Below are 21155 nucleotides of genomic sequence, written 5' to 3' on the forward strand. Positions count from 1 at the left end.
CATATTTATGGTGATCGGCTCTAAGCCGCTATTCTCGCGGGCTACCTATAGCAATTGTGGGCTTTTAACAATCCTGCTTTGTGCCCGTTCCCCCGTTTTCGGCGTTTCTGACGCAAGTTTATGTATGAGTCGCAAGAAAGTGGTCTTTAAGCCCTTGTATAATCTTGCGCCCCTTGCCAGCTTTAGGCAAGAGAACGGATGACGATCTCTTCTAACTTGTAAGTCTGGGAGCTTTATGAATGACCACTGGCATGGATGATCGCCGCGACGCTTTTGAAAAGAAATTCGCGCTTGATGCGGAACTGCGCTTCAAGGCGGAGGCACGCCGCAACAAGCTTCTGGGACTCTGGGCCGCAGACCAGCTTGGCAAGAAGGACGCGGAGGCGGAAGCCTATGCCAAGGAAGTCGTTGCCGCCGACTTCGAGGAAGCTGGCGACGAGGATGTTTTCCGCAAGATCCGCGCCGATCTCGATGCTGCAGGCGTGAGCGTTGCAGACGAGGTCATCCGCGAGAAGATGTTTGCTTTCCTCGAAGAGGCAATCCGCCAGGTAAAGCAGGATTGATGCAGGTTTCGGGGCGCAAGGGCAGCTAGTGGTTTGATTGCGAACGAGTATCGAACGTCAAATTCAATCCACCAGCACTTCCGCCCCGATGCTTTGAAATGAAGGAAATTCGAATGTCGTTGTCTTCGCGCCTTCGCGCCGGGGAAACAGTGCTTTCCGCATGGTCCTCGCTTCCTGAACCCCTGACGGTCGAAATTCTCGCCCATAGCGCTTTCGACGCCGTAACGCTCGACATGCAACATGGCGGCCACGATGAGGCGAGCGTGCTTCGCTCGCTGGGCCTTATTCTGAATGCCGGCAAGCCCCCCGTCGTGCGCGTTCCCGTCGGCCGTTTCGACATGGCAAGCCGTGCGCTTGATTTCGGCGCGCAGGCGGTCATCGCTCCAATGATCAATTCCGTCGAGGATGCCCGCCGGTTTGCAGCCGCCATGAAATATCCACCGGTGGGCGAACGCTCATGGGGTGTGTTCAGGGCCAATGCGGATTACGGCACGCCGGGTTCCAACGATTATCTGACGACCGCAAATCACGACACGCTCGCCTTCGCGATGATCGAGACGCGGGACGCCTATGATGCGCTCGATGCCATCCTCGACGTTCGCGGCATCGACGGCGTTTTCGTCGGCCCTGCGGATTTCTCCATAGCCTGGAGCAACGGACGCGAGGCCAACCCGAATTCCGACGCGATTGTGGAGCCGATCGGCAACATTGCGCGCAAGGCGATTGCGGCTGGCAAGATTGCAGGCATCTATTCGCCGACCGCAGAATTCGCGCGGCGTTACATTCCGCTTGGCTTCCGCTTCCTGACGCTCAGCAACGACGGTGGTTACATCCGGCTGGCAGCCGAAACGCTGACGAAAGCGGTCCGCGATTAAGTCCGTTGCAAGGTATTGAACAAGAAAAGGCGGGCTCGTGACCCGCCTTTTCTTTTGCTTATGGTAGACCAGCCGGAATGTTTGGGCCCAAACAATTGCAACTGGCAGCCCGCTGGACGGATCGATAAGTTGGTTGAACTACTTCACTTTCACTACCCACGCGATTTCATCACAAATATCTCTTAGCCGAACGCTCATTCGAGGGGTGTGCATGTCTGAACTTGATGACCTTCTCCGTCAGAAAGCGGAAATTGAAGCGCGAATTCTGGAAGTTAAAAGCCAGGATATAGAACGGAAGAAACTTGACTTTGCGATCCTCGCCTACGAGTTGAGGGAGTTGAACGCTCTCCCAAAATCTGTCGCGGATGCTTTTACCGACAAAGCCAACACCTTCAACTCCTTCCGCGTAATGAAGGTGAAGAAAAAATAGCCTGTCGGTTTGTGCAATGGACTTAAGATATCTATCGCGAAATGCAGGTTCGGCGGAGCGTATACGCTCAAGGATACTCCGTTCCGGGTTCACGATCAGCGGGCATCGATTATGGACTCATGACGAAGACCGGGTATGTCGGTTTTTCTATCCCGATTATTTTGCGATTTGCCAAGTTCTGGATACCCGATCAAGAAAAGCAATACAGGCACGCTGCCAGAAACTGGGGCTTGTTCCCAAGAAGTTGTGTTGGGGATGGTCAGCGAAACAAAAACTGCGGAGACTTTATCCAGAAGCGACCAAGGAGGAAATATGCAGCGCCTTTCCCGGCGTTGAGTGGGGGAAAATTCAGGCCGCGGCCCGTTACTATAGTTACCGGCGCAAGAAAAAACCTTACAAAATCACCGGAGTCCTCTCACTCGATCAGTGTAGGAGCCGCTGCTACGAAATAAACTGGATTATGCGGGATTTGGATGATGAAGCCGGTACCGGGCGATATTTCCAAACACGCGGTTATCGTTGTGACTATCCTAACTTCAAGGCCATCAGCCGAGCAGTGCGAGCCTTGGGTGGGCGATTGGAAGTACGATGGGAGGAATGGTAGCAGACCCTACCATTCCGTTTCTTCTCAGATCAATGATGCTTCGGCGCCTGTAGCTGCGTCATGAACTCGGCGAACACCATCGAGCCTTCCGGCCAGGGTCCATGCCCGGATTCCGAATTGATGTGTCCGGCTTCACCTGCATCGATGAGCATGGCGCCCCAATCCTTCACCACGTCCTCCGCAGCCTCGAAGCTGGAGAACGGATCGTTGCGGCTGACGACGGTAATCGTGGGGAAAGGCAGGCGCTCGCGCGGGTAGGGACCGAACGTCATCAGGTGCTTGGGCCTGATCCTGTCGTTGGAAACATCCGGAGGCGCCACGAAAAAGGCTCCGGCGACCTTGTGCTGGATATGCGGCACGGCATGAACGGCTGTTGCAACGCCGAGCGAGTGCGCGACCAGAACGATTGGCCGGGTGGCCGCATTGGCAGCCTTGACGACTTCGCCGATCCAGTCTTCGCGAACAGGTTTGGACCACTCCGCCTGCTGCACGCGCCGCGCCGTGGAGAGTTTGTTCTCCCAGCGGGTCTGCCAGTGGTCGGGGCCGGAGTTGGTATAGCCGGGGATGATGAGGATATCTGCGTCTTTGACTTTCATGGCCTCCCATTTAGAGAGGCTTGCTCACTTCTTCAAGCGGTGCTTGCGGTATGCTCGGTCTGGAAGGCATGCGAATGATGAACAGCCTGTTCGCTGATCGCGATCTTGTGAAACATGTCGCAAATGGTGATGTTTAGGCAAGATTTGAAACGCGACGGAGATAACGACATGGCAATCAGCAGACGCAAGATGCTCGGCGCAGCCGGGACTGCTGTCATGGCCAACATTCTTCCTGTCCGCGCAGAAATGCCGTCGAAGGAGAGCGATATGACACAGAATTTGAAAGCGGCGGCAGCCGAAACCGGGCGTCCTGTCGCTCCGCTTCCTTTCGCGATGACCACGCCAATGCGTGTGGCGCGCGTCGGCCTCAAGGCGCGCGACGCCGAAACGCTGGCTGAATATTACCGTGATGTCGTGGGCTTGCGCGAGATGACCCGCCGTGGCGCGTCGATCGTTCTCGGCGCGGGCGACCGCGAACTGATGGAAATCGAGCAGTTTTCAGCAGCCCGTCCGGACGATCCGCGCAGCGCCGGTCTTTATCACACCGCATTCCTGCTACCGACCCGTGGCGATCTGGCGCGCTGGTCGCGCCGCGCCATCGACAAGCAATTGCCGGTCAGCGGGGCGTCGGACCATAAGGTGAGCGAAGCGATCTATCTGACCGACCCCGAAGGCAACGGCATCGAAATCTATTCAGATCGTCCCAACAGCCAGTGGCAGTGGAATGGTGATCGTGTGGCCATGAGCACCGATCCTCTGGATGTCGGCAATCTGCTCGATGTCATCAAGCAGGAAGGCGGAGAATGGACCTTTGCGCCGCAGAACACGGTCGTGGGCCATGTTCACCTGCGCGTTGGTAATGCCCATGAAGCCGAAACCTTCTGGCACAATGAACTCGGCCTCGAAACCGTCCAGACCTATGGAGATCGGGCGGTCTTCATGTCCACCGGGCGTTACCACCACCATATCGCGGCCAATGCCTGGCAGAGCGCCGGTGCTGGCAAGCGCGACGAGGATCGCACCGGCCTCGCATGGGTGGAGCTGGAAGATACGCGCGGGGGTAATGACAGCACCTTCGTGGACCCATGGGGCAATGTGGTCAACACGCTTAAAAAGAGCGCATGACGCTGCACAATAAAAGGAGCCTCCCGATTGGGAGGCTTCAAATACAGTTTCGGAACTATCCAGTTTCTGTTGTGTAGAGCCCATTCATCACAGCGGGACGCACTTCCAGGAAATGCCGTCAGAGCACACGGCGCATCCGTAATTTTGCGGCTGTCCGAGGCTGCATTTCGGGTCTTTTGAATAACATTCTTGCTCGCTGGCATACTGACATAGCCGCGCTCCCGTCATGCCTGCCTTCTGCGATATCAAAACCACCTTTCGATGGTCAAAAAGAGTGAGCTTTTGTGCAGGCGTACCAAGATAGCTGGCTGAAACCGGCGTAGTGGTCGGGCCGACGCCCGAACCGGCATATGCTCCGATTGCAGAAAGCGATGTAATACCAATCATTATAGGAAACAGATATTTCTTCATGAAAACCTCCCTTGGCGCCCCGATCTGATTGAATCATATCCAGTCGCCAGCAATTTGTTTTTTGCGCATCCTGTTTCCGAAAACCGTTTCGAAATTTTTCGGGATCGCGCTGGAGGCTTTCAATATGCGCTCATTAGCGCGGTTGCGCACCCGCAAGCCAGGAGGGGCAATTTATAGAACAGAAAAGCCCCCACGTTCAGAACATGGGGGCTTTTTGTTGTCTCCGTGCTCCCTCCCTCATCCTGAGGTGCGAAGCGAAGCGAAGCCTCGAAGGACGAGGGCATGCGGAGTGTTTCCCTCAGCCCTTCGAGACGCCGTTTTCAACGGCTCCTCAGGGTGAGGGAGGGTGGGCAGAGCCACTTCAACCAAAGACGCGCTTGAAAATCGTATCCACATGCTTGGTGTGGTAGCCGAGGTCGAACTTTTCGCGGATCTGGTCTTCGGAAAGAGCGGCGCGCACTTCCGTGTCGGCCAGCAGTTCCTCAAGGAAGTCGGCACCCTGTTCCCAGACCTTCATGGCATTGCGCTGTACGAGACGATAGGCATCCTCACGCGACACGCCGGCCTGCGTCAGCGCCAGCAGAACGCGCTGCGAATGCACCAGACCGCGGAACTTGTTCATGTTTTTCAGCATGTTGTCCGGGTAGATCACCAGCTTTTCAATCACACCGGCCAGACGGTTCAGCGCGAAATCGAGCGTGATGGTGGTGTCCGGACCGATGGCGCGTTCGACGCTCGAATGCGAAATATCGCGTTCGTGCCAGAGTGCCACGTTTTCCATCGCAGGCGTTACCGACATGCGCACCAGACGGGCAAGGCCGGTCAGGTTCTCGGTCAGAACCGGGTTGCGCTTGTGCGGCATGGCGGACGAACCCTTCTGGCCCGGCGAGAAGAATTCTTCTGCTTCCAGAACTTCGGTGCGCTGCATGTGGCGGATTTCGATGGCTATGTTTTCCATCGACGAGGCGATGACGCCAAGCGTTGCAAAGAACATCGCATGGCGGTCGCGCGGGATGACCTGCGTCGAAACCGGCTCTGCCTCAAGGCCGAGCTTGGCGCAGACATATTCTTCCACACGCGGGTCGATATTGGCGAAAGTGCCGACAGCGCCGGAAATGGCGCCGGTTGCGATTTCCGCACGCGCTGCAACGAGACGGGCGCGGCCGCGCGCCATCTCGGCATAGAAACGCGCAAAGGTGAGGCCCATCGTCGTCGGTTCGGCATGGATGCCATGGCTGCGGCCGATGCGCACCGTGTCCTTGTGCTCGAAAGCGCGCTTCTTCAGCGCTTCCAGAACGCGGTCCATGTCGGCGAGAAGCAGGTCGGCAGCGCGCACCAGCTGGACGTTGAGCGTGGTGTCGAGCACGTCCGATGAGGTCATGCCCTGATGCACGAAACGGCTGTCCGGGCCGATGAATTCGGCCAGATGCGTCAGGAAGGCGATGACGTCATGCTTCGTGACGGCCTCGATCTCATCGATGCGGGCGACGTCGAACTTTGCCACGCTGCCTTTTTCCCAGATCGTCTTTGCCGCATCCTTTGGAATGACGCCCAGTTGCGCGAGCGCCTCGCAGGCATAGGCTTCGATCTCGAACCAGATGCGGAACTTCGTTTCGGGCGACCAGATGGCGACCATTTCAGGCCGGGAATAGCGCGGGATCATGGGTGCATCCTGTAGAAAGAGGGGTGTTTAATTTTTGCGGGCAGCTTCGGCAGCGGCGCGGATCGCCTGGATATTGGCGCGGTAGCTCTCGACCGAATTGCCCTTGTAGACGGCCGAACCGGCCACGAGAATGTTGGCGCCAGCGGCAACGACCGAGCCTGCGGTTTCCGGCGTGATGCCGCCATCCACTTCAATGTCGATAGGGCGGTCGCCGACCATCTCGCGAACGCGCTTGATCTTGTCGAGCATCGGGGCAATGAATTTCTGCCCGCCAAAGCCCGGATTGACCGTCATGACGAGGACGAGATCGACATCTTCGATGACATTGGCCAGCGCTTCGGCAGGCGTTGCCGGGTTGAGCGCCAGACCGGCCTTCTTGCCGAGAGCGCGGATCGATTGCAGCGAACGGTGCGTATGCGGTCCGGCTTCGGCGTGAATTGTGATGAGATCGCAACCGGCATCGGCAAAAGGCGCCAGATAGGGATCGCAAGGCGCAATCATCAGATGGGCATCGAAGAATGCCTCGGTGCGCGGACGGATCGCCTTCACCACCTGCGGGCCGAAAGTGATGTTGGGCACAAAATGCCCGTCCATGACGTCGATATGCACCCAGTCGGCACCGGCTTCCAGCACGGCGTCGACTTCTTCGCCCAGACGGGCGAAATCGGCGGAAAGGATGGACGGGGCGATGGCGATGGGGCGCATATGTGATCTCCGTAACTTTGGCCAGCCCCTAGCACATGAGGGGCGGGAATCCTATCCCCAGCGCTTGTGGAACCACATCCACTGGCCGGGATATTCGCGCACCCATGTCTCGACGGTATCGTTCAGAAGCTGCGCAGTCGCCGCAACATCGATCTCGCCCTTGTCGTCACGCGGCAGTTCCATGCGTTCATAGAGTTCAAGCCGGTAGCGTCCGCCGGGAAGGCGGATGCAGCGTGCCGGGTAGACGTCGCAATCATACTGCCGTGCAAGCTTGGCCAGAAGCGGGTTGGTCTTTACCGGACGATTGAAGAAGGTCGACGGCACGCCACGGCGGAATTTCTGGTCCACCAGCATGCCGACATTGCCGCCTTCATCGAGGATATGCGCAAGCGACCATGCAGCACCGGCTTTCGACGGCACCAGATGGCCCATATTGGTGCGGCGGGCCTTCAGCACCTTGTCGGCGATATAGGGATTGTTCGGCGGGCGGAACAGCGCCGTGACGTTCAGGCCGAAAGTGGCGGCGCAGATGGGCAGCAACTCGAAATTGCCGGTATGGGCGGTGAAGAAGATGTGCGGCTTCTTCTCGTCGCGCAGCCGTTCGAAAATCGGGATGCCTTCCACTTCGATCAACCCCGGCTTGGTCGCATAGGGATCGAAATCGAAGACCGCGTCGAGGAAGATATATTCCGCGAAAAGGCGCGCCATCGAATCCCACATTTCGCGGGCGATGTCTTCGATTTCCGCGTCGCTTTTCTCTGGATAGGCTGCACGCAGATTATCAGTCGCCACCTTGTGGCGCGGCGTCAGCGGCCCGACCAGACGGGCCACCCTGGCTGAAAAGCTGATCGCTGCCTTCGCCGGGAACAGGCGCAGCAGGCCAAGCAGCAGAAACACGGCCTGTGCCCAGAGCCAGTAGTTGAACTGCTTCAGCTTGCGGGTCCAGCGGAAGAGCAGAAGTTTCAGCTTGAACATCATGGAATTACGGCTCAGTCGATCTCAAGAATGATCTTGCCGAACACGTCGCGGCCTTCCATGCGCTTCAGCGCCGTGTCGATATCGTTGAAGCCGACCACGGTGTCGATGACCGGATGCACGATGCCGCGCGCCATCTTCTGCATCGCATCGGCCATGTTTTCCATGCGGCAGCCGAAGGAACCGAAAATCTTGAGCTGCTGCTGGAAGAGCTGCATCAGGTTCATGTTGGTGGAAACGCCGGAGGTCGAGCCGCAGGTGACGAGACGCGCACCGCGCTTCATGCACAGCATCGAACCGGCCCATGTGTCCGCGCCCACATGCTCGAACACCACATCCACGCCCTTCTTCTTGGTTAGCTTGCGCACCACGCCTTCAAAGCGGTCTTCGCGATAATTGATGACGTGATCGGCGCCGAGCGCCTTGGCTTTCTCGATCTTGTCGTTGGAGCCGACGGTGGTGATGACCGTGCAGCCCATTTTCTTCGCAAGCTGGATCGCCGCCGTGCCGATGCCGGAACCGCCTGCCTGAACGAGCACGGTTTCGCCGGGCTCAAGCTTGGCATTGTCGAACAGCATGTGTTCGACGGTGCCGAACGTAACCGGTGCAACGGCAGCGCCGATGGCGTCCACGCCGGGAGGGGCGGGAACGAGCAAGCGGGCAGGCAGGTTCACGGCTTCGCAGGCAAAGCCGTCGAGATGGAAACCATGCACGCCGCCGACATGCTCGCACAGATTGTCACGGCCTTCGCGGCAGGCGCGGCAAAGACCGCAGGTGCGCGCACCATAGATCGACACAAGCTGGCCGGGCAGGAGATTGGAAACGCCGGGGCCGACGGCATCGACGATGCCGGAAGCTTCCGCGCCGATGACGAGCGGCATCTTGCGCTTGGCAAACGCCATGCCACGCCAGCCCCATACGTCGATGTGGTTGAGCGCGACGGCCTTGATGCGTACCGTCACCTCGCCGATGCCGGGGTCAGGCGGGGGTGTGATATCGGTGATTTCAAGGCGGCGATCATCAAGAAGCTGCAAGGCGCGCATGGGCTGTTCCTTTCATGGCATGATCCCGGAGAGCTTCCGCCTTCCGGGATCATCAGGAATTTAAGTTCGTTGCCGGACGGATTAATTCGGATTTGCCGCCAAAACAAGGCTCGTATTCTGTCCGCCGAAACCGAACGAGTTGGAAAGCACGGCAGAGACCTCCGCCTGGCGCTTCACATTCGGCACGACATCGAGCGGGATAGCCGGGTCCGGATTGTCGTAATTGATGGTCGGCGGCAATGTGCCGGTCTGGATCGTCAGAAGCGAGAAGACGGCTTCGATGGCACCCGCAGCGGTCAGCGTATGACCGATCATCGACTTGTTGGAAGAAACCGGGATGGAGGCAAGCCTTTCACCGAATACGGTCGAGAGCGCCAGATATTCCATCTTGTCGTTTTCCGGCGTCGAGGTGCCGTGGGGCGTTGATATAGGAAATCTGATCTTCGGTCAGGCCCGCATCTGCCAGCGCGGCGCGCACCGTGCCGATGGCAGGCGAGGCGTCCGGCTTGGAGCGTGTGCGATGGAAATCATCGGCCTTTTCGCCGCAACCGGCCAGAATGCCCAGAACCCTGGCTCCACGCGCAACTGCGCTTTCAAGCGATTCCATGACCAGTGCGCCGGAACCTTCCGACATGGCAAAGCCGTCGCGGTCCTTGGAGAAGGGCTTGGAAGCCTTTTCCGGCCTGTCGTTCTGCGTCGAAAGGGCTGACAGCAGCGAGAAGCGAATGAGCGCTTCGGCAGAGACGGAACCATCGGTTCCGATAGAGAGAACCCGGTCGCTTTCGCCGCGACGAATGGCTTCCACCCCGAGCTGGATCGCAGTCGCGCCCGAGGCGCAGGCAGTCGACAAGGTGATCGGCAGGCCGCGCGTGCCGAAAGCTTCCGACAGGCGTTCGGCGATATAGCCGAACTGGGTCGTGTTGAAGAGTTCGTCCTGACGCGCGCGACGGCAGGCTTCCAGCAGAAGCTGATAGCTTGCCGGGCCTTCATTCTTCACGGTTGCGTCGAGTGCAAAGCGGCTTTTCCAGTCGAGTTCGACCGGGGGTGCCGCCAGGAACAGCGGACCGCCGAAATCCGTCGACGAAAGCCCCGACTGGGCGAGGGCTTCCTCACCGGCGAGCCGGGCCAGCGCTTCGGAAAGCGCCGATGCGCCCACATCGCTTTCAGGCAGGAAATCAACCGTTCCGGAAAAGCGCGTATTGAGATTGTCGGTCGGAAAGCGGGTGATGGTGTGGATGCCCGATTTGCCGCTGGTCAATGCAGCCCAGTTGTCTTCCTTGCCCTGACCGAGCGAGGAAACCACGCCAGCGCCGGTGATGGCGACAATGGGACGGCCGAGATGGTCTGTATATTTCGTCATCTTATACTCTCACCAGCTTTGCTGCGCCTTCGGCACGCGTTGCGCCGACGATGGTGACAATTGCCTCGCTGACAGAGCCACCCGCGTCCTTTTCGGAGGCATCGAGCGGCGCGAAAGCCTCGCCCTTCCAGACCGAAATGGCTGCAAGCGCCAGCGCCAGCGGGAACTGCGCCTCGCGCATATGGCCGGTCATTCCGGAAATGCCGCGATAGGATGCCGAGAGAGCGTCCAGCGCGGCTTTCTCCGCTGCGGTCGCCGCATGGGCGCCGGAAGCACCGGAAACGACATAGGACGGGTTCTTGCCGTCATTGGCTGCAAGCACGAGTTCGCGCACGGCATTTGCAAGGTCGGCATTGTCGCGACGGATCTGCGCGCTTTCAATTCCGGCCACTTCCGCATAGGCGCGGGCGCCGCGCTTTGCGGCATGTTCGGCGTTTTCGAGAACGAGGAAGACGCCGCCGGAACCGGAGATCATGCCGCCGCCTGCCGAGCCGTCGCGCTGCCAGAGCGGCGCCCAGCCGTCATGCTTGAGCAGACCGCCAAGCTCATGGCCGAGAATCATGTCGAAATGTTCGGCATTGTACGAACCGCCAACCAGTGCATGGGTGCTCTGGCCGGTGCGGATGCGTGCGGCTGCGGTCTCGATGGCCGAAAGGCCGGAACCTTCCTCGCCCATGAAAGTGCGCGAGGAACCTGTGACCTTGTGCACGATGGAAATATTGCCCGCGAGCAGGTTGGAAAGCTGGGCCAGAAATAGCGTCGGGCGCAGTTCGGTCGAGAGCTTCTCGTTCAGCATGACGCCGCGGTCGTTGCGGACGCGGCCTTCGTCCAGAATCTGCATGTCGACGGCGATGTCGCGTTCGCCGCCACCTGCGCCCACGACCATGTCCATGGTCGCGCAGAGCGCTTCATCGTCCTTCATGCCTGCGTCCTGAAGCGCCAGCCCTGCGGCATAGGTGCCGAGGCGCTGCCAGGTTTCCATCTGACGCTGGTCGCCGCGCTTTGGAATTTGCAGGCTCCAGTCCACTTCGCCCAACGGGTGAACGGTGTAGGGCGCAAAGGCGTGCCTTTCGAGACGCGGTTCGGAACCGGCCTCCGAGAAAGCGTTCCAATGCGCATCGACCCCTTCGCCGAGCGAGGAGATGATGCCGATGCCTGTGATGACGACTTTATTGTTCTGCATGGGTGCCGTTTGTCCGTCGGTGCTGAGACTGCTCCAGAAACGGAATCAGGGCGAACATTTCTGTCCACCCCTCAATACCGCCATATAATGTGCCGGATCAGCCTTTCTTGGCTGCGACCAGCTCGTCGATTTTCGCGCAGAGGTTCTTGAGAACGAAGTATTCTTCGGTCGGAACCTTGCCTTCGTTCACTTCCTGGGTCCACTGCTCAAGCGGAATCTTGATGCCGAAAGCCTTGTCGATTGCAAAGACGATGTCGAGGAAGTCGAGGCTGTCGATGCCCAGATCGTCGATGGTGTGGCTGTCTGGCGTGATGGTGTCACGGTCGATTTCACTGGTTTCGGCGATGATGTCGGCGACTTTGTCAAAAGTAGAGGACAAGTTTCGATTCCTTTATTCATGGCGGTGCCACAGTTGGCACGCATCTGACTGTTTGCGCGTGTCTAGCGTTTTTCCGGTGATAGGGAAAGTCATAATACTTTCATAAGCACCGGTCTGTCGAAAGCGCATATAAGGCGCGCAACATGCGAAGCGCAACATAAAGGCAAACTCTTGTTTTGGAAATATTCTCAAAACCGAGTTATTGCGATGCGGTCAGGGCTCGTTCCTGACCCGCCTGATAAAGTACCACAGACCGACGGCGGCGCAGGCTAACATGACGATCGCCAGCGCATATTGAACCGGTCCGTTCCCCGATACGATCGCCGCGAGGCCCGATGCCGCGCTCCCCATCGTACCCAGCGCTTCCGGGTGCATCAACGCGGATGTGACCGCCGTATCGCCCTGACGTGCTTTCGTCGGCGCTACATCGTTCAGGGCGGCAACCGGGCGAGGGACCGGCGACTTCTCAGTCAGCGCCAGCGCGCGGGCCCGCACCCGCTCAACGCGCGCCAGCCAGCCTTTTCCGAAGGTGGAAGCCGTCGACAGGCCTTTCAGCCAGGATGCGCGGGCGTCGCATAATGCATTGATGATCTCGCCGGCAGGCCGGATGCTCGCAGCCGCAACCGTCTTCGCGCCAATCACGCCATCCTCCGGCACGCCCAGGACGCCTTGCAGCATCTTGGCCGCGCGCCCGGGGCCTGAATTGACTGCAAAGTCGAACACCGCATAGTCGATGCCGGAAGGCAGGTTGTCGCCGTCGATCTTGTTCCAGAACTGCGCCTGATAGATTTTCGTGGCGGTGGCCGCGGTCAGGTTCTGTACATCTTCCGGCGATACGCGATGCCCCTCCCATGCAGACAGGGTGGCGATGGTGATGCCCATATTGGTCGCCCCGCCGGGATCGGCGGGGTTGTTTGCATAACCGCCTTCTTCACTGAAAACATAAGGCATGACTTTCTGGAAATTCGACTTCATTTGAAAATCCTCTAAATTAGTCTTTAGCCATAATAATCAATAATTTACACGTCATGATAACATCAGTTTCCTGCGGGAAAACAGCCCGAAATTCATCTGTCATCTTGATCGATCAAGTTCTGTTCAAAATCATTATTTGATCATCTTGCATCTTGCGTCCCGCGCATGGATGCGGATTCATGGGCAACTCAACGCTGCATCATTTACAGGCGGGCAAACGTGAATTCGGAAATCTTTGGGTATGCACCGGACGGGCAGGCGGTTCACCGGCTCACTATCTCCAACGGCCCGCTGACGGCCAGGATCATAAGCTGGGGCGCGGCCATCCAGGATTTGCGCATGGAGGGCCACGAAGCCCCGCTGGTGATCGGTTATCGCGACTTTGCCGATTATCCGGCGCATTCCCCGCATTTGGGCGCGATTGCGGGCCGTTCGGCCAACCGTATCCGCAATGCCCGCTTTGAACTGGACGGAACGACCTATGAGGTCGAGCCGAATTTCCAGGGCCGTCACAACCTGCATGGCGGCCGCAAGGGATTGGGCAATCGCGTCTGGAAGATAACAGGGACGGGGCCGGATTTCGTGACGCTTGCCACGGTGGCCGCCGACGGCGAAATGGGCTTTCCCGGCAACCTGAATGTAAGCTGCACCTACATGCTGAACGCGGACGGAACGCTTATCGTTCGGCTGGAGGCAGTGACCGACAAGACGACCGTCTGCAACCTGTTGCATCACAGCTACTTCAATCTTGATGATGGCGGCGAAGGCGATATTCTCGATCACCAGCTTAAAATCGAGGCGGATGCCTATATGCCGGTCGATGAAGCTCTCATTCCGGACGGGCGCGTGCTGCCGGTCAAAGGGACTCCATATGATTTCCGGGATTTCCGCCCGATTCGCTTCGAGGAGAACGGCGCTCAGGTCCAGTATGACAGCAATTTCTGTCTGGCTGCGGCTCGCGGGCCCTTGCGTCCCTGCGCGTCAGTGAAGGGCGCGCGCTCCGGCATTCGCCTCGATATATCGACGACAGAGCCGGGCGTTCAGTTCTATGCGGGCAACACCATGGCCAATGACTGCATCGGCCTTATGGGCAAGCCCTACGGAAAACATGCAGGTTTCTGCCTGGAGCCGCAGATATGGCCCGGATCGCTGGAATATCCGTATTTCCCGCAGGCAATATTGCGTCCGGGCGAGATTTACGCCCAGACCAGCCATTTCAGCTTTTCACATGAAAGATAATCAAAGCGCATCCCGAAAAGTGTGAAGCGGTTTTCGGAAAAGATGCGCGTTAAAACAAAGGATTAGAGCGCATCCCGAAAAGTGTGAAGCGGTTTTCGGAAAAGATGCGCGTTAAAACAAAGGATTAGAGCGCATCCCGAAAAGTGTGAAACGGTTTTCGGAAAAGATGCGCGTTAAAACAAATGATTAGAGCGCATCCCGAAAAGTGTGAAACGGTTTTCGGAAAAGATGCGCGTCAAAACAAATGATTAGAGCGCCGATCTGATCCAGTCAGATCGAAACGCGCCCTAATCGGCAAAGGCGGCGCGTGCGGTTTCCATCGGGGCAAGCGCGCCGCGTATCTCGACCACGCGGGCTGCAACCAGATGCGCCTTGCGGGCTGCCTCCACCGGGGCAAGCCCGTTCAGCCGCGCCGCGAGATAGGCGCCGTTGAAGCTGTCGCCTGCGCCCGTCGTGTCCACCGCTTGCGCAACGACGGAAGGCACCAGCACTCTTTCCTCGCCGGTGACGACGAGCGCGGGTTCCGTGCCGTCCTTGACGACGATCTCTTTTACGCCAAGCCCGGCAAGGCGATCAGCGCAGGCGCTAGCGTCCTTGTCGCCGAAGAGCGCCTGTTCGTCCGGGAAGGTGGGCAGCGCAATATCGGCAATGCGCATTGCTTCGCTGATGATATCCTGCGCGGCCTTGCGGTCCGGCCACAGCTGGTGGCGGAAATTCGGGTCGAAGGCAATCCGCGAACCGGCGGCGCGGCATTGCCGCAGGACGTCGAAGAACGTGTCACGATGCTCGGGCAGGATGATGGCGACCGAAATACCCGAGAAATAGATGATGTCGCGGCCGGTCAGGCTCTTTTCCAGCGCTTCGCGGTCACTGGCCAGACGCCTTGCGGCGGCGTCGCTGCGCCAATAGGTGAAGGAGCGCTCGGCGCCGTTGAGCGTGATTGCATAAAGGCCGGGATGCAGCCCGTCGATGATGGGGCTATGGGCGATACCGATACCGTTGGAGGTCAGGAACACGCGCTGTTTCTGGGAGAAACTGTCCTCGCCGAAGGCGGTCACATATTCGACGGGATAGGATTTTTCCATCAGCGCCCGCATGTACCACGCAGTGTTGAGCGTATCGCCCGCAAAACCCATGCGCCACTGGTCGCCTTCATTGCCAGAAAGCTCGATCATGCATTCGCCGATAGACGCAAATCCGCCCATTTCAGTCTCCTCACTTCCAATGGGGCTAACGCCTATACTAATTTGCGGCTATGTAAAATTGGTTTGTCGGCATTTCGTCAGCTGTCATCCGGCCTTTATCGACTTGCCACATTCATTGTGTAAGCATCCGCCCACCGCATCGCTTCCCAAAGCGGGACAGCTCTTCAAAAGCGCGATGCATTGCCTGATATTCTGGAGTTCCGCTGACGTCGTGTCGCGAACCTCGCCTAAGGATTTGACATGCGTTATGCGATTTATTTCACGCCGCCATCCAACGATGCGCTTTTGAAGGTTGCCGCAAACTGGCTCGGACGCAATGCGTTCAGCGGCGAGCCGGTAAAGATGCCTGCGATTCGCTCGCTTGCCACCGATGAAATCGCCCAACTGACCGAAGAGCCGCGCCGCTACGGCTTTTCATGCGACGATGAAGGCTCCCTTCCGTCTGGATGAGAAGCACACGGAAAACGATCTGCTTTCCGCGTTGATGCATTTTGCTTCGTCGGCGTCGCCTGTCACGATTCCCCGCCTGAAACTTCACGCGATTGGGCCGTTCTTCGCGCTTGTGCCCGAAGAACCGGTGGCCGAGCTGAACCAACTCGCCAACGATGTCGTGGTTGCCTTCGACCGGTTTCGCGCCCCGCTCACCGAGGCGGAAATAGCCAGGCGACGGCCCGAACGTCTCAGCGAGGCGCAGCGGCACAATATCGAGCGCTGGGGGTATCCTTATGTTTTTGAGGAATTCCGCTTTCACATGACCCTGACCGGACCGGTGGAGGAGAAAGACCCCGCTCGCGTGGAGCGAACGCTGGATGAATTCTTCACGCCGCTGCTGGATGACGCCGTGGAGGTTGCGAATCTCGCCCTGTTCGTGGAACCTGAGAAAGGGGCGCCTTTCCAGATACATTCGCTGCATCCACTGACAGGCGGCAAGGCAGCGTCGGCTCGCGCCTCACGAGCGGTTGGGAGGCCATAACCAATGGGAAATGAAACGGTTCTGCGCAACGCACGCATCGTGCTCGCCGACGACGTTGTCCTCGGTTCCCTGAAGCTCGTGGACGGCAAGATCGCCGATATTTCCGCCGGTGCATCCAGTACCGGCGAGGATATGGAAGGCGACTTCCTGACGCCCGGTCTGGTCGAGCTGCATACGGATCATCTCGAAGGGCACTATGCGCCGCGCCCGAAAGTGCGCTGGAACCCGATTGCCGCCGTGCAGGCCCACGATGCACAGATTGCCGCCTCGGGAATCACCACCGTTTTCGATGCCCTGCGCATCGGCTTCGATGACGACGCCGAAACGGGTATCGATGATATGCGCAAGCTTTCTTCGGCAATTGCCGAGGGCCGCGCGGCGGGGCGCTTGCGCGCCGACCATTTCCTGCATCTGCGCTGCGAGGTTTCAGCACCCGATTGCCTTCCGGCCTTTGAAAAATTCGGCAACCAGCCGCTGGTCAGGCTGGTGTCCCTGATGGATCACGCGCCGGGGCAGCGCCAGTTTACCGATATCGAAAGCTACAAGACCTATTTCCTCCGCAAGCTGAAATTCTCGGAAGAGGAGTTCAGGCTCTATTGCGAGCGCCGTATCGGCCAGTCGCAGCAATATTCCGCGCCGACGCGCAAGGCGATTGCCGAACTGTGCCATCAGCGCGGGGTTATTCTCGCAAGCCACGACGACGCGACCGTGGAGCATGTGGCGGAGGCGCAGGCGCAGGGGATACGTGTCGCCGAATTTCCAACGACCCACACGGCCGCCAAGGCTTCAAAAGTTTCCGGCATGTCGGTTCTGATGGGCGCGCCGAATGTTGTGCGCGGCGGTTCGCATTCTGGAAATGTCTCCGCGCGTGAACTGGCCGAGGCCGGAAATCTCGACATCATATCGTCGGACTATATCCCGGCCAGCATGATGCAATCGGCCTTTTTCCTCGCCGATGTCGTGGAAAGCATCTCCTTGCCGCAGGCCATTCGTCTGGTTTCCGCCAATCCTGCGCGCGCGGTGGGGCTGGAGGATCGCGGCGAGATCGTTGCCGGCAAGCGGGCCGACCTCGTCCGCGTTCAGATCGCCGATCACGTTCCGATCATCCGCACCGTCTGGCGCGAGGGGCGGCGGGTTATCTAGCCTACAGGGTCTGGCGCTGTCGGTTCCAGCCCCAGCCTGCCGTCGCTCAGGATATCGAGCTGCAGATTGCGATAGCTCTGGATGCTGAGATGGGAAGTCTGGGGCGAATGCGGATGCGTCGCGGTTACCACGACAACGCTCGCACCGGCGGTTTCTCCGGCAACGATACCGGCTGGCGCATCCTCGAACACAAGGCAGTTGTGCGGGTCGAAGCCAAGCCGCTTCGCGCCAAGCTGGAAGCATTCGGGGCTCGGCTTGCCGCGCTCGACATCTTCGGCTGACACGATTGTCTTGGGCATCGGCAATCCCGCCGCCGCGACGCGACGGCGCGCCAGTTCGAGCGGCGCAGAGGTTACAATCGCCCAGCGGTCTTCCGGCAGCGCGCTCAGAAACTCATGCGCGCCATCGATGGGCGCGATGCCTTCCAGATCGGCCATTTCGGCCTGAAGCAATATTTCCGCCTCGCGGATCGGGTCGACGCCGGGCAGGGCAAGGCGGCGGACGGTTTCCACTGCCCGAACACCGTGGATGGTCGGCAGGAATGTAACCGGATCGATGCCATGGCGTATCGCCCATTCGCTCCACACCCGTTCGGTTGCTTCGATGGAACTCAATATCGTGCCGTCCATGTCGAACAGAAACGCATCGAATGATTTGCCGAAAGGGGAAAAGGAGGTCACGCCGAATTTCCTTGAATTACGCAGATGAGAATCGGGAATGCTTCTGCACTCAATCATAGTGCGTCTTGGACGAGAAGACAGTCGTGGAGCGACGAGAGTTTGTCTCTGGTGTGAAATTTTTCTGCGCCTCACTATATAAAGCGCTGGTGGCCGCGATAGCGGCGAAACTTGATCATTTCGATCAATTGTGGCTTTTGGCACGCTTCCGAACTTGAATAAATGTCGAAAGCGCCGACTGCGACTGAATCGCATTCTCAGGATTGTTGTATAAATGACTGAAATAAAATCAAAAAACCGCAACTATCCGAACGTTCGTTTTGCCGTCGCGCCGATGATCGATTGGTCGGACAGGCATTGCCGGTATTTTCACAGGCTCTTTTCCAGTCATGCATTGCTCTATACCGAAATGGTCGTGGCGGATGCCATCATCCATGGCCCGCGCGACCGGTTGCTGGGCTTCGACGCGGCCGAACATCCGGTTGCGCTGCAACTTGGCGGTTCCGACCCGGCAAAGCTGAAAGAGGCGGCGAAGATCGGCGCCGATTACGGCTATGATGAAATCAATCTCAATGTCGGCTGCCCGTCGGATCGCGTGCAGTCCGGTACATTCGGAGCCTGCCTCATGCAGACCCCGGATGTGGTGGCGCGCTGCGTTTCAGCCATGAAGGAGGCGGTTTCCGTGCCTGTCACAGTCAAATGCCGCACCGGCGTTGACGATCAGGATGTGGAGGTTGCGCTCGACACTTTGGCCGATATGACGCTTGACGCGGGAGCGGATGCGCTTTGGGTCCATGCCCGCAAGGCCTGGCTGAAAGGGCTCTCGCCGAAGGAGAACCGCGAGATTCCGCCGCTTGACTATGATCGCGTCTATCGCCTCAAGGCGCGGCTCGGCGATGTTTTCGTCGGCATTAACGGCGGCATCACTACGCTTGATGAGGCAGAGCAACACTTGCAGACGGTCGACGCGGTGATGCTCGGTCGCGCCGCTTATCACAATCCTGAACTTCTGGCAGAGGTGGATGTGCGCCTTTATGGCGGCGAACAGCGCGATACCTCGATGGCAGGCATCATCGACGAGATGTGCGCTTATATCGATCGCCATATCGCGGCGGGCGGCAGGCTGTCCCATGTGAGCCGCCATATGGTCGGACTTTTTACCGGGCAGCCGGGTGCACGGCGCTGGCGGCAAATCCTTTCGACGGATGCCACCAGGCCGGGGGCAACTAGCGATGTGCTGCGTCAGGCCCATGCCGTCGTGACCGAAGCGGCAGCAGAAGCAGCTTAATCGATCAGAATAAGCTGGTCGCCGCGGACGGTGAAACCGCCGAGCGTCTGCAGAAAATTCATGCCGAGCAGGCTGCCGGTCATCAGCCCTTCCTTCGTCACCATGGCGCGCACATTCTGGCGTTCGATATCGCCGATCTGCAAGGTGGCGATGGTGATGACTGCCGCGCTTGCCGTGCCATTGGCCGTCATGATCGGAACGGAATAGTTGAGCGAGGCCGTGTCTATGCCTGCGCGCTCCGCATCCTGCTGGGACAGGACGACCGAGGACGCGCCGGTATCGACCAGAAAATGAACGCGTGCTCCGTTCACACGTCCGTTCACCTCGAAATGGCCGTTGGCAGCCTTTGCAAGCGTTACGGTCAGCGCACCATCGGCATTGCGGCCCGAAATAGGGCTTCCCGGCACCAGCCCCGCCGTGACCCGGCTTGCAACGTCCTGCAACTCGTAACGGTACTGGTAGCCCGCAACGAGGGCGAGAATGATCACGGCCCAAACGGCCATGTTGCGCGCAAAGTCGGTCAGTTTGATACCGGAACCGAGCAGGCCGGCGGCAAGCACGACGCCCCATATGCCCAGATAGGCGGCGCGGGCAAACACGTCATTGTCCATGCCCAGCGTTGAGCCGCCGTCATTGTTGGACATCAGCAGCAGGACGACAACGGCGACTGCCGCAATAATGAGCCAGAAAAAGCGCCCCATCAGCCAATTCTCTTTTCTACGATGATTTCGTGCCTGTCGGCGAGAAGCGACAGGACGGCTGTTCGCTCTTCCGCGCTCATGCTGGACCAGCGTGCGATTTCATCAAGCGTCCGCGCGCAGCCGAGGCAGAAACCGGTTTCCGTGTCGATCGTGCATATCAATATGCACGGGGATTCGATGGTTGACATATCCATGGATGCAATGTGGTTGCATCAAAGGGCCATGACAAGCCCGGCGAGCACGGCAATCGAACCGATCTGCTGTGCCGCGCCCAGAGTATCTCCCGTCTGTCCGCCTATTTTTGCCATGCAAAGTCGGGCGAAGCCGAAAATCAGGACGGTCACCAACACCAGCGCATTGATGAGCGCCAGGAAACCGCCGGAAGGTAGCAGTGTAAGGACAAGAACGGCCAGCCCGATGCCGGAGCCGCAAACAACGGTCTCCCATTGCGGTTGGCCGACGCTGTCGGAAAGCCCGCCCGGACGCGCCGAGGGCAGCGCATGCCAGAACGCAAGCATGCCGGCGCGGCTTGCCGCTTCGCAGCCGATCAGCGCAAGCACTGCATATCCTGCGCCCGCGCGGTCGATGATCGCCATCAGGAAAGACGCTTTCACACCGACAATGACGATCAGGGCAAGCGCGGCGAAAGTCCCGATGCGGGAATCCTTCATGATATCCAGCCTGCGATCGGCGGAAGAGGCGCCGAAAAAGCCATCGGCAGTATCGCCCAGCCCATCTTCGTGTAGCGCGCCGGTCATCGCCGCCAGCGCGCCAATCGCGAGCAGCGCACAGGCAAGGGGCGGGAGATTCATTCCATGGGCCGCGTAAAGCACGATACCCGCCAGCAGTCCCAGCACGGCTCCCGCGAGCGGAAATGCCCGTGCATTGCGCGGCAACGAATCATCGCCGTTTTCAAACCAGCGTTGCGGAAGCGGCAGGCGGCTCAGAAAGCCGAGGCTGCGGATCGTGTCGCCAAGGAGACTATTTCGCTGCAAGTCACTGTTCCACTTTGTTTCCGGCCCGGATTTTCGCGATAATTCGC

General features: G+C 58.9%; 21 protein-coding genes and 2 pseudogenes. 8 read left to right on the forward strand and 15 right to left on the reverse strand.

Annotated elements, in window-relative coordinates; genetic code table 11:
• Window positions 1-239 precede the first annotated feature (239 nt).
• The 3 genes from OINT_RS04695 to OINT_RS04705 all read left to right on the forward strand — a co-directional run bounded on the left by OINT_RS04695 (window position 240) and on the right by OINT_RS04705 (window position 1868).
• Entirely contained in the window at window positions 240-563 is a 324-nt protein-coding gene (locus OINT_RS04695; RefSeq protein ID WP_006466628.1) for a DUF1476 domain-containing protein, read from the forward strand.
• 107 nt (window positions 564-670) lie between these two features.
• On the forward strand, window positions 671-1438 hold the full coding sequence (locus OINT_RS04700) for an HpcH/HpaI aldolase family protein (RefSeq protein WP_025091402.1): 768 nt from the start codon (window positions 671-673) through the stop codon (window positions 1436-1438).
• A 211-nt stretch (window positions 1439-1649) separates the two neighbouring features.
• Window positions 1650-1868: a hypothetical protein gene (locus OINT_RS04705; RefSeq protein ID WP_006471782.1), complete on the forward strand. Its 219-nt coding sequence runs from the start codon at window positions 1650-1652 to the stop codon at window positions 1866-1868.
• A gap of 633 nt (window positions 1869-2501) precedes the next feature.
• Here the strand turns inward: OINT_RS04705 and OINT_RS04710 are convergent.
• Window positions 2502-3068, reverse strand: coding sequence for an alpha/beta hydrolase (locus OINT_RS04710; RefSeq protein WP_006466630.1), 567 nt, complete (start codon window positions 3066-3068; stop codon window positions 2502-2504).
• Between the two features lie 168 nt (window positions 3069-3236).
• Between OINT_RS04710 and OINT_RS04715 the strand changes: the two genes are divergently transcribed.
• Window positions 3237-4193, forward strand: a complete 957-nt coding sequence (locus OINT_RS04715) for a VOC family protein (protein WP_376781896.1) — start codon at window positions 3237-3239, stop codon at window positions 4191-4193.
• A gap of 87 nt (window positions 4194-4280) precedes the next feature.
• On the opposite strand, the gene OINT_RS04720 is transcribed toward OINT_RS04715, so the two are convergent.
• From OINT_RS04720 to OINT_RS04760, 9 genes and pseudogenes are all read right to left on the reverse strand, one after another.
• The gene (locus OINT_RS04720) at window positions 4281-4604 is read right to left on the reverse strand and encodes a hypothetical protein (RefSeq protein ID WP_006466632.1); all 324 of its coding nucleotides are present in this window, start codon (window positions 4602-4604) and stop codon (window positions 4281-4283) included.
• A 361-nt stretch (window positions 4605-4965) separates the two neighbouring features.
• Window positions 4966-6267 (reverse strand): adenylosuccinate lyase, encoded by a 1302-nt coding sequence (purB, locus tag OINT_RS04725; RefSeq protein ID WP_006466633.1) that lies wholly within the window; start codon window positions 6265-6267, stop codon window positions 4966-4968.
• A 27-nt stretch (window positions 6268-6294) separates the two neighbouring features.
• A complete protein-coding gene (gene rpe, locus OINT_RS04730; protein WP_006466634.1) occupies window positions 6295-6972 on the reverse strand; it encodes a ribulose-phosphate 3-epimerase in 678 nt (225 codons plus the stop codon).
• Between the two features lie 51 nt (window positions 6973-7023).
• Window positions 7024-7950, reverse strand: a complete 927-nt coding sequence (locus OINT_RS04735) for a lipid A biosynthesis lauroyl acyltransferase (protein WP_006466635.1) — start codon at window positions 7948-7950, stop codon at window positions 7024-7026.
• A gap of 11 nt (window positions 7951-7961) precedes the next feature.
• The gene (locus OINT_RS04740; protein ID WP_006466636.1) at window positions 7962-8990 is read right to left on the reverse strand and encodes a zinc-binding dehydrogenase; all 1029 of its coding nucleotides are present in this window, start codon (window positions 8988-8990) and stop codon (window positions 7962-7964) included.
• An 81-nt stretch (window positions 8991-9071) separates the two neighbouring features.
• Window positions 9072-10350 (reverse strand): annotated as a pseudogene (locus tag OINT_RS04745) (beta-ketoacyl-ACP synthase).
• Window position 10351: 1 nt separating this feature from the next.
• A complete protein-coding gene (locus OINT_RS04750; protein WP_006466637.1) occupies window positions 10352-11533 on the reverse strand; it encodes a beta-ketoacyl-ACP synthase in 1182 nt (393 codons plus the stop codon).
• A 97-nt stretch (window positions 11534-11630) separates the two neighbouring features.
• Complete coding sequence (locus OINT_RS04755; protein ID WP_006466638.1) at window positions 11631-11912, reverse strand: acyl carrier protein; 282 nt, start codon at window positions 11910-11912, stop codon at window positions 11631-11633.
• Between the two features lie 213 nt (window positions 11913-12125).
• Window positions 12126-12887: a glycoside hydrolase family 108 protein gene (locus OINT_RS04760; RefSeq protein ID WP_006466639.1), complete on the reverse strand. Its 762-nt coding sequence runs from the start codon at window positions 12885-12887 to the stop codon at window positions 12126-12128.
• Window positions 12888-13106: 219 nt separating this feature from the next.
• Between OINT_RS04760 and OINT_RS04765 the strand changes: the two genes are divergently transcribed.
• A complete protein-coding gene (locus OINT_RS04765) occupies window positions 13107-14126 on the forward strand; it encodes an aldose epimerase family protein (protein WP_039852537.1) in 1020 nt (339 codons plus the stop codon).
• A gap of 287 nt (window positions 14127-14413) precedes the next feature.
• Here the strand turns inward: OINT_RS04765 and OINT_RS04770 are convergent, their stop codons facing one another.
• The gene (locus OINT_RS04770; RefSeq protein ID WP_006466641.1) at window positions 14414-15331 is read right to left on the reverse strand and encodes a sugar kinase; all 918 of its coding nucleotides are present in this window, start codon (window positions 15329-15331) and stop codon (window positions 14414-14416) included.
• Window positions 15332-15571: 240 nt separating this feature from the next.
• Here OINT_RS04770 and OINT_RS04775 point away from each other — a divergent pair.
• Window positions 15572-16304 (forward strand): annotated as a pseudogene (locus tag OINT_RS04775) (DUF1045 domain-containing protein).
• A 3-nt stretch (window positions 16305-16307) separates the two neighbouring features.
• Window positions 16308-17447 carry an alpha-D-ribose 1-methylphosphonate 5-triphosphate diphosphatase gene (locus tag OINT_RS04780; protein ID WP_006466642.1) on the forward strand — a complete coding sequence of 380 codons (1140 nt, stop codon included), beginning with the start codon at window positions 16308-16310 and terminating at the stop codon, window positions 17445-17447.
• Here the strand turns inward: OINT_RS04780 and OINT_RS04785 are convergent.
• On the reverse strand, window positions 17444-18127 hold the full coding sequence (locus tag OINT_RS04785; protein WP_021585040.1) for an HAD family hydrolase: 684 nt from the start codon (window positions 18125-18127) through the stop codon (window positions 17444-17446). The two genes, OINT_RS04780 and OINT_RS04785, sit on opposite strands and share 4 nt — an antisense overlap.
• Window positions 18128-18398: 271 nt before the next feature.
• On the opposite strand from OINT_RS04785, the gene dusA reads away from it, so the two are divergent.
• Complete coding sequence (gene dusA / locus OINT_RS04790; protein WP_006466644.1) at window positions 18399-19412, forward strand: tRNA dihydrouridine(20/20a) synthase DusA; 1014 nt, start codon at window positions 18399-18401, stop codon at window positions 19410-19412.
• On the opposite strand, the gene OINT_RS04795 is transcribed toward dusA, so the two are convergent.
• The 3 genes from OINT_RS04795 to OINT_RS04805 are packed head-to-tail and all read right to left on the reverse strand — an operon-like array spanning window position 19409 to window position 21108.
• Entirely contained in the window at window positions 19409-20113 is a 705-nt protein-coding gene (locus OINT_RS04795) for a TIGR02281 family clan AA aspartic protease (protein ID WP_006466645.1), read from the reverse strand. The genes dusA and OINT_RS04795 overlap by 4 nt on opposite strands.
• A complete protein-coding gene (locus OINT_RS04800) occupies window positions 20113-20307 on the reverse strand; it encodes a DUF1289 domain-containing protein (protein WP_006466646.1) in 195 nt (64 codons plus the stop codon). The genes OINT_RS04795 and OINT_RS04800 overlap by 1 nt, the downstream gene beginning before the upstream one ends.
• Before the next feature lie 18 nt (window positions 20308-20325).
• Window positions 20326-21108 (reverse strand): adenosylcobinamide-GDP ribazoletransferase, encoded by a 783-nt coding sequence (locus tag OINT_RS04805; protein ID WP_006466647.1) that lies wholly within the window; start codon window positions 21106-21108, stop codon window positions 20326-20328.
• Between the last annotated feature and the right edge of the window lie 47 nt (window positions 21109-21155).

The sequence above is a fragment of the Brucella intermedia LMG 3301 genome, from assembly GCF_000182645.1.
Classification (GTDB): Bacteria; Pseudomonadota; Alphaproteobacteria; order Rhizobiales; family Rhizobiaceae; genus Brucella; species Brucella intermedia.